The organism is Kribbella sp. (genome assembly GCF_035655035.1).
In the GTDB taxonomy this organism is placed as follows: Bacteria; Actinomycetota; Actinomycetes; order Propionibacteriales; family Kribbellaceae; genus Kribbella.
In genome coordinates this window covers 1-5,000 of the sequence record NZ_DASRVN010000352.1, presented here as the reverse complement: position 1 = coordinate 5,000, position 5,000 = coordinate 1, and the positions used below count along the sequence as shown (strand labels likewise).

Here is a 5,000-nt window from a genome sequence, read left to right as displayed (position 1 = left end):
ATTCGCAGTCGAAGGTTGTGGGGGTGGTTCGGTTGCGGGCTTGGGCTTGGGTGGCTAGTTGGGTGTTGTTGAGGCGGATCAGGGATTGGCGGCTGGGAGTGTCGGGGGTGGCGTGAGCGGTCAGGAAGGGGGCGAAGTGTTGTTCCAGGGCCGCGAGGGTTTCGGGGATGGTTTGGTTGTCGACCTTGATGACTGTTGCGGTGGTGCCTGCCAGTTGGTCGTTGATGAGTTGCCAGCCCCAGAGGAGGCCTTCGTGGTTTGCGCCCGGGTTTCGGTGGTGGAGTCTGGTCTGTTGTTCGGACTTGGAGGGCATCAGCCAGACGGCGTTGGGGCCGGTACCCGCCATCGCCGGGGTGACGAAGGCGCCTTCGACGATTTCAGGGGCGTCGACCGGGAGGGACTGGAGGTCTTCGAGGATCATCGGGCGGCGGTCGAAGGTGCCGGGCCCGGTGGCTGGGTCGTGGAGGCCGGCGGCGGCTGCGCGTTCCTCGTGGGCGAAGGCGTGGGCGTCGACGCTGTACCAGACATAACCGTGCTTGCGGGCGAACAGGCGGGAGACGGTCGACTTGCCTGCGGCTGCGGGCCCGCCCACCCAGAGGATGTCGCTCATCCCGGGAAGTCGTACGGGAACAGTGATGCGGTGGGCCGGGCTGCCCCGAAGTGGAAGTAGGCCGTCATGCGCCGGACGATAGCCGCCCGTCGGTTCAGTGCTTGATGAGCTCATCGCTGAGATTCCACAGGCGTACGGCGGAATCCGGGTCGATCGCGTGCGGCACCACGTCGGACCGAACGTCCGGGTCGCTGAAGTCCGTCTCGCCGACCACATCCAGCGGGGAGATGTCATTGTCCTTGAGGTACGTCCCGCCGTGGCCTTCCAGCAGCGGACTCGTAGCCCCGAAGACCGCCGTGCTGGCCCCTTGCTGCGGCGTCTTCCGTTCACGCGACGGATCGATGATCTGATTGCCGGCCTCGTCGACCAGCCCCATCGCGTGCAGGTCCTCCACCGAGAGCCAGGGTGTACGAGCCTCGCCCTCGGGAAGGTGTGGACCGAGGTTCGTGGTGATCACGATGCCGGGATGTGCAGCAAACGCATGGATGCCGTACTGCGACCACCGCCGCTCGAGCTCCACCGCGAACAGGACGTTGGCCGTCTTCGACTGCCCGTACGCGAGCAGCGGGTGGTAGTCCTGCGTGAACTGTGGGTCATCCCAACGAATGTCGGACAGCCGGTGCCCGCCCGAAGTCACGTTCACGATCCGGGCGCCGCGCGCTGCCCGGAGCGCGGGCAGCAGGCCGAGCGTGAGCTGGAAGTGCCCGAGGTGGTTCGTGGCGAACTGCGACTCGTACCCGCGGGCGTCCCGGAACAGCGGACCCGCCATGATGCCCGCGTTGTTGATCAGGATGTGCAGCGGACGCCCGGTCGCGAGGTATCGCTCGACGAACGCGTCGATCGACTTCGGATCGAGCAGGTCGAGCTGGCTCGCGTCCGTATCTTCGACGGCGGCGGGGTTGCGGACGGCAACCGTCACGTGGGCGCCGGCCTTGCGCAGTGCCCGCGTGATCTCCAGGCCGAGGCCGCGGTGGCCGCCGGTGACGATCGCGTTCTTGCCGGTCAGGTCGATGCCTTGGAGTACGTCGTCGGCCGTCGACGCGGCGGTGAATCCGGTACCGAGGAGCTGTTGTCTGGTCATGCCTCCACTCTCGCGCGGAACCGGCGTACGATGAATAAGCATCCATCCCGATTTTCTTCGCGAGAGTACAGATGACCGATCAGCTGTCTGCGGTGTTCGAGCTCGTCGAGGTGCGCGGGCTGGTCTCCGGCGGGTTCGTGGTGGACGGGCCGTGGGTGTCGCGCGCGACGCTGCAGGAGACGTTCAAGTTCATCGCGATGGTCGGCGGCCGGGCGCAGCTGGTGACCGACGGCATCGACGGCCCGATCGAGCTGCGGGCGGGCGACGTCGCGATCCTCAACAACCGCACGCGCCTGGAGCTGTCCGGAGGATCGGGCGACGGTCCGGTGCGGGACGTCGTACCCGTCGAGACCGGGCTCGAGCTGCTGGACGCGGACTGGGACGGCAACGACATCGTCATTGGCGGCCGCATCGACCTGAACGAGGCCGGGCGGACGCTGCTCGGCGAGGCGCTGCCCCCGGTCGCGCACGTGCGAGCCTCCCCCACCGCGGGCGCGAACCTACGCGGCAGCCTGCACCGGTTGTTCGCCGAGGTGACGGGCAACCGCATCGGCTCCACGTTCGCGATCCGCCAGCATGCGCAGCTGGTGCTGCTCGAAGTACTCCGCACGTACGTCGAGCAGGCCGAGCTCCCGCCGGGCTGGCTGCGGGTGCTGACCGACGAACGCCTCCGCCCGGCGCTCACGCTCATGCACTCGCACCCCGACACGCTCTGGAGCCTCAACGAGCTGGCCAACGCCGCCGCCATGTCCCGTACTGCGTTCGCCGAACGCTTCCGCGCTGTCGCCGGCATGCCGCCCCGGGCGTACCTGAATCGCTGGCGGATGATGCTCGCACAACGTGCCCTCCGCAACGGCGACGTCAGCGTCGGTGCACTCGCGACCGAGCTGGGCTACGCGTCAGAGAGCGCGTTCAGTACTGCGTTCAAACGCGAGGTCGGCGAGTCACCGCTGCGGTATCGCGTCAACACCCGCACTCAGGCCTTGTCCAACTGAGCCACCAGCTCCGTGTCCAGCTCCAACTCGACAGCCGCGAGCGCCTCGTCCAGCTGAGCAACAGACGACACACCCACCAGCGGTACGACGCCATGGTGCAGCAGCCACGAGTGTCACGTCCGGGTGCTCCGCCAGGTAGTCGTAGTGCTCGATGCCCGCGTGCTGGAAGTGCGGTGTGCCCCGTCTTAGAACCCCTTGCAATGCAGGAGGATTCGGCCAGAGGTACGTCAAATGCTGCTGAATCACGCTGTACTGCGCGACCCCCTGTGCAACAGCTGTCTGCCGAGCGCGATCGAACCGCCAGGCCGCAGTGTTGCTGCATCCGATCCGCGCAACACCCAGCCGCCCCAGACTGCCCTTCACAGCCTCGCTAACAGCTCCTGCGCTCAACCCTTCCCAGTGCGCATCCCCAGGATCACCCGGCACCGTCGTACGCACTCCGCACTTCGTAGCAATCACCAGGTCGTCCCGGTCACCCCGCGCACGCAGCCACCGCCCCAGCAACTCCTCACTCTCACCGCCATGACCGACCCACTGGTTGTAGATGTTGGACGTGTCGATGAAAACTGCCTTCTCGACTGCGCTCTAAGTCAAGGAGTCAGACCAGCCAGTGGCCGGCTTCCATCAGGACTCGGTCCTTGAGTTCGTTGACCTCGCGCCAGGCTTGGATTTTGGTGGGGGTCACGCGGAAGAACGGGTAGTTCGGCAGGGGGCGGGGGTCGAAGCCGGACTTGGCTGCGAACGCGGCTCCCTCGGTGGCCGTGACGTCTGTCAGGGCGACGGTGCCGGTGATGTGGATGACGTCACGTACCTCGCCGAGCGTCAGCTGGACCTGTGGATTCGCGATCAGGTTGCGGGCCGTCGGGTTCGTGCGGGTCGTCGACAGCAGCAGCGTCCCGTCGGTCCAGAGGAACGAGAGTGGCATCAGGTACGGCGTACCGTCGAGGGAGGCCGTAGCGATCCACGCGTCGACGTCCCGGTCCAGGCGGTCGAGGGTGTCCTGCTTGCGGATCGCTGGTGGGCGGGGTGCTGCCGTCATCGCGTGCTCCTCTGTCACATGTCGTGCTCGGGGCTGTCACATGTCGTGCCCGCGCTCCGTCAATCGTGGTGACGGCGCTGGGCCGCACAGTGTGACAGGTGAGAGGTTGGGCGAGATGAGCGGGGACGACTGGCTGGCAGCGCGGTTCGAGGAGAACCGGGACCGGCTGCGCGCGGTCGCGTACCGGATCCTGGGCTCCGAGCCGGAGGCCGAGGACGCGGTCCAGGAAAGCTGGATCCGGCTCTCCCGGAGTGACACCGGCACGATCGACAACCTCGGCGGGTGGCTGACGACGGTCGTCGGGCGGATCTGCCTGGACATGCTGCGCAGCCGTCGCGGCCGGCCCGAACTGCCGGTCGGCGAGCACTCCCCCGTGCTGGCGGACGACGGCGTACCGGATCCGGAACTCGAGGCGATCCAGGCGGACTCGGTCGGGCTGGCGCTGCTCGTCGTACTCGAGACGTTGTCCCCGGCCGAGCGGCTGGCGTTCGTGCTGCACGACCTGTTCGCCGTACCGTTCGAGGACATCGCGCCGATCATCCGGAAGTCGCCCGCGGCGGCGCGGCAGATCGCGAGCCGGGCGCGACGGCGGGTTCGCGGTACGCCGGAACCTACCGACGTGGACGTACTGCGGCAGAAGGAAGTCGTGAGCGCGTTCCTGACCGCCGCGCGGGAAGCGGACTTCACCGCATTGCTAGAGGTGCTGGACCCGGAGGTCGTCGTACGCGGGGATGCGAGCGCGGCGTCGTACGGGTCCACGATGTCGCCGCTGGCCGGTGCCGCCGAGGTCGCGCAGGCATTCAGCGGGCGGGCGCGGGCGGCGAAGCTCGTACTCGTCGACGGGATGCCCGGCCTGGTGTGGATGCAGCGCGGCGAACCGTTGATTGTGTTCTCTTTCACGGTCGTCGACGGGCGTGTCGCCGCCATCGACCTCCGGGGCGATCCGGAGTACCTCGAAAGCGTCGATCTCGTGACCTTGCGGGGCTGATCCAACGGCGTGGCGAGTGGACAGAACTGGTGGGACTCGTGTGCCGGATGAGGCGTTGTCCGACCGGGGCAAATCCGGTTTTTGCGGACGCGGAAAGTGCGCTACTGTTCTGCTCTCGCAGCGAGCGGAAACGCTCGAAGCGGAGCGCGGACGTAGCTCAGTTGGTAGAGCGCAACCTTGCCAAGGTTGAGGTCGCCGGTTCGAACCCGGTCGTCCGCTCGGAGAGGGTTCGGCTCTCAGTGGTGGAGTGGCCGAGAGGCGAGGCAACGGCCTGCAAAGCCGTGTAC

General features: G+C 67.3%; 6 protein-coding genes, 1 tRNA gene and 1 pseudogene. 3 read left to right on the top strand and 5 right to left on the bottom strand.

What is annotated here, in order from left to right:
• On the bottom strand, positions 1-610 hold a 610-nt coding region (locus VFF46_RS19530; protein ID WP_325038590.1), incomplete at its 3' end, for a hypothetical protein.
• Positions 611-704: 94 nt separating this feature from the next.
• Complete coding sequence (locus tag VFF46_RS19525) at positions 705-1,691, bottom strand: SDR family NAD(P)-dependent oxidoreductase (protein WP_325038589.1); 987 nt, start codon at positions 1,689-1,691, stop codon at positions 705-707.
• A 71-nt stretch (positions 1,692-1,762) separates the two neighbouring features.
• On the opposite strand from VFF46_RS19525, the gene VFF46_RS19520 reads away from it, so the two are divergent.
• Positions 1,763-2,686, top strand: coding sequence for an AraC family transcriptional regulator (locus VFF46_RS19520; protein WP_325038588.1), 924 nt, complete (start codon positions 1,763-1,765; stop codon positions 2,684-2,686).
• On the opposite strand, the gene VFF46_RS19515 is transcribed toward VFF46_RS19520, so the two are convergent.
• From VFF46_RS19515 to VFF46_RS19510, 3 genes and pseudogenes are all read right to left on the bottom strand, one after another.
• On the bottom strand, positions 2,668-2,757 hold the full coding sequence (locus VFF46_RS19515) for a hypothetical protein (RefSeq protein WP_325038587.1): 90 nt from the start codon (positions 2,755-2,757) through the stop codon (positions 2,668-2,670). The genes VFF46_RS19520 and VFF46_RS19515 overlap by 19 nt on opposite strands.
• 247 nt (positions 2,758-3,004) lie before the next feature.
• A pseudogene (locus VFF46_RS40625) lies at positions 3,005-3,247 on the bottom strand (aldo/keto reductase); the annotation flags it as partial.
• Positions 3,248-3,284: 37 nt separating this feature from the next.
• Entirely contained in the window at positions 3,285-3,725 is a 441-nt protein-coding gene (locus VFF46_RS19510; protein WP_325038586.1) for a pyridoxamine 5'-phosphate oxidase family protein, read from the bottom strand.
• Between the two features lie 115 nt (positions 3,726-3,840).
• Between VFF46_RS19510 and VFF46_RS19505 the strand changes: the two genes are divergently transcribed.
• Both VFF46_RS19505 and VFF46_RS19500 read left to right on the top strand, forming a co-directional pair.
• Positions 3,841-4,713: a sigma-70 family RNA polymerase sigma factor gene (locus VFF46_RS19505; protein WP_325038585.1), complete on the top strand. Its 873-nt coding sequence runs from the start codon at positions 3,841-3,843 to the stop codon at positions 4,711-4,713.
• Positions 4,714-4,859: 146 nt separating this feature from the next.
• Positions 4,860-4,932, top strand: a tRNA-Gly gene (locus tag VFF46_RS19500).
• Positions 4,933-5,000: the final 68 nt, after the last annotated feature.

What these genes read in the sequence shown, in the direction of transcription:
- VFF46_RS19510 (WP_325038586.1), bottom strand. Translation starts at nt 3,725, where the DNA reads ATGACGGCAGCACCCCGCCCACCAGCGATCCGCAAGCAGGACACCCTC.
- VFF46_RS19505 (WP_325038585.1), top strand. Translation starts at nt 3,841, where the DNA reads ATGAGCGGGGACGACTGGCTGGCAGCGCGGTTCGAGGAGAACCGGGAC.
- VFF46_RS19520 (WP_325038588.1), top strand. Translation starts at nt 1,763, where the DNA reads ATGACCGATCAGCTGTCTGCGGTGTTCGAGCTCGTCGAGGTGCGCGGG.
- VFF46_RS19525 (WP_325038589.1), bottom strand. Translation starts at nt 1,691, where the DNA reads ATGACCAGACAACAGCTCCTCGGTACCGGATTCACCGCCGCGTCGACG.